At 52.8% G+C, this 3,124-nt stretch carries 1 rRNA gene; it reads right to left on the reverse strand.

Features of this window, described 5'->3' with window-relative positions:
* Positions 1-2: 2 nt before the first annotated feature.
* Positions 3-3,084: ribosomal RNA gene (locus tag HR057_RS16920) — 23S ribosomal RNA — on the reverse strand.
* Between the last annotated feature and the right edge of the window lie 40 nt (positions 3,085-3,124).

A 3,124-nucleotide genomic window follows, 5' to 3' on the forward strand; every position in this document is an offset into this window, starting at 1 on the left:
ATTAGGTTAAGTCCTCGATCGATTAGTATCCGTCAGCTCCACGTGTCACCACGCTTCCACCTCGGACCTATCAACCTCATCGTCTCTGAGGGATCTTACTTCTTGCGAATGGGAAATCTCATCTCGAGGGGGGCTTCATGCTTAGATGCTTTCAGCACTTATCCCTTCCGCACATAGCTACCCAGCGATGCCTTTGGCAAGACAACTGGTACACCAGCGGTGCGTCCATCCCGGTCCTCTCGTACTAAGGACAGCTCCTCTCAAATTTCCTACGCCCACGACGGATAGGGACCGAACTGTCTCACGACGTTCTGAACCCAGCTCGCGTACCGCTTTAATGGGCGAACAGCCCAACCCTTGGGACCGACTACAGCCCCAGGATGCGATGAGCCGACATCGAGGTGCCAAACCTCCCCGTCGATGTGGACTCTTGGGGGAGATAAGCCTGTTATCCCCGGGGTAGCTTTTATCCGTTGAGCGATGGCCCTTCCATGCGGAACCACCGGATCACTAAGCCCGACTTTCGTCCCTGCTCGACTTGTAGGTCTCGCAGTCAAGCTCCCTTGTGCCTTTACACTCTGCGAATGATTTCCAACCATTCTGAGGGAACCTTTGGGCGCCTCCGTTACCTTTTGGGAGGCGACCGCCCCAGTCAAACTGCCCACCTGACACTGTCTCCCAAGCCGATGAGGCTTGCGGGTTAGAATTTCAATACAGCCAGGGTAGTATCCCACCGACGCCTCCACCGAAGCTGGCGCTCCGGCTTCTCAGGCTCCTACCTATCCTGTACAAGCTGTACCAAAATTCAATATCAGGCTGCAGTAAAGCTCCACGGGGTCTTTCCGTCCTGTCGCGGGTAACCTGCATCTTCACAGGTACTATGATTTCACCGAGTCTCTCGTTGAGACAGTGCCCAAGTCGTTACACCTTTCGTGCGGGTCAGAACTTACCTGACAAGGAATTTCGCTACCTTAGGACCGTTATAGTTACGGCCGCCGTTTACTGGGGCTTCGATTCAGAGCTTCTCCTTACGGATAACCCCTCCTCTTAACCTTCCAGCACCGGGCAGGTGTCAGCCCCTATACTTCGCCTTACGGCTTCGCAGAGACCTGTGTTTTTGCTAAACAGTCGCTTGGGCCTATTCACTGCGGCTCTCTCGCGCTTCACACGCTACCAGAGCACCCCTTCTCCCGAAGTTACGGGGTCATTTTGCCGAGTTCCTTAACGAGAGTTCTCTCGCGCATCTTAGGATTCTCTCCTCGCCTACCTGTGTCGGTTTGCGGTACGGGCACCTTCTACCTCGCTAGAAGCTTTTCTTGGCAGTGTGGAATCAGGAACTTCGGTACTGCATTTCCCTCGCCATCACAGCTCAGCCTTGACGAGAAACGGATTTGCCTATTTCTCAGCCTAACTGCTTGGACGCGCACAACCAACGGCGCGCTTGCCCTATCCTCCTGCGTCCCTCCATCGCTCAAACGGTAGAGAGGTGGTACAGGAATATCAACCTGTTGGCCATCGCCTACGCCTTTCGGCCTCAGCTTAGGTCCCGACTAACCCTGAGCGGACGAGCCTTCCTCAGGAAACCTTAGGCTTTCGATGGACAAGATTCTCACTTGTCTTTTCGCTACTCACACCGGCATTCTCACTTCTAAGCGCTCCACCAGTCCTTCCGGTCTAGCTTCGACGCACTTAGAACGCTCCCCTACCAAACAGAAGTCAGATGTCAGAAATCAGAAGTCGGAAGAATTCTCCTTAACTATAAGAGAATCCATTTATTTTCCGGGTTCTTCGTACTGAACGATGAGATCGTCATGATTAGAAGTCTTTTAACAACTACTTTTCTGACTTCCGACCTCTGGCATCTGACCTCTGTTTCCACAGCTTCGGTGGTACGTTTAGCCCCGTTACATTTTCGGCGCAGAGTCACTCGACCAGTGAGCTATTACGCACTCTTTAAATGGTGGCTGCTTCTAAGCCAACATCCTGGTTGTCTGGGCAACTCCACATCCTTTGCCACTTAACGTACACTTGGGGACCTTAGCTGGTGGTCTGGGCTGTTTCCCTTTTGACCACGGACCTTATCACTCGTAGTCTGACTCCCAAGGATAAGTCTTTGGCATTCGGAGTTTGAGTGAATTCGGTAACCCGATGGGGGCCCCTAGTCCAATCAGTGCTCTACCTCCAAGACTCTTCCCTTGAGGCTAGCCCTAAAGCTATTTCGGGGAGAACCAGCTATCTCCAAGTTCGATTGGAATTTCTCCGCTACCCACACCTCATCCCCGCACTTTTCAACGTGCGTGGGTTCGGGCCTCCATCCAGTGTTACCTGGACTTCACCCTGGACATGGGTAGATCACCTGGTTTCGGGTCTACGACCACGTACTAGTTGCGCCCTATTCAGACTCGCTTTCGCTGCGGCTCCGTCTTTTCGACTTAACCTTGCACGTAATCGTAACTCGCCGGTTCATTCTACAAAAGGCACGCTGTCATCCATAAATGGACTCCAACTACTTGTAGGCACACGGTTTCAGGTTCTCTTTCACTCCCCTTCCGGGGTGCTTTTCACCTTTCCCTCACGGTACTGGTTCACTATCGGTCACTAGGGAGTATTTAGCCTTGGGAGATGGTCCTCCCTGCTTCCGACGGGATTTCACGTGTCCCGCCGTACTCAGGATCCACTCTGGAGGGAACGAAGTTTCAGCTACAGGGCTGTTACCTCCTACGGCTGGCCTTTCCAGACCAATTCGCCTACCCCGTTCCTTTGTAACTCCGTATAGAGTGTCCTACAACCCCGCAAGGCAAGCCTTGCGGTTTGGGCTGTTTCCGTTTCGCTCGCCGCTACTCAGGAAATCGCGTTTGCTTTCTCTTCCTCCGGGTACTTAGATGTTTCAGTTCCCCGGGTGTGCCCTCATTACCCTATGGATTCAGGTAATGATACTGCCCCATTACGGACAGTGGGTTGCCCCATTCGGAAATCTCCGGATCAATGCTTACTTACAGCTCCCCGAAGCATATCGGTGTTAGTCCCGTCCTTCATCGGCTCCTAGTGCCAAGGCATCCACCGTGCGCCCTTAACAACTTAACCTACTCTGTTAAGAACTTCCTACAGTAAATATGAATGCTTT

The sequence above is a fragment of the Calidifontibacillus erzurumensis genome (genome assembly GCF_013303125.1).
GTDB classification, from domain to species: Bacteria; Bacillota; Bacilli; order Bacillales; family Bacillaceae_J; genus Calidifontibacillus; species Calidifontibacillus erzurumensis.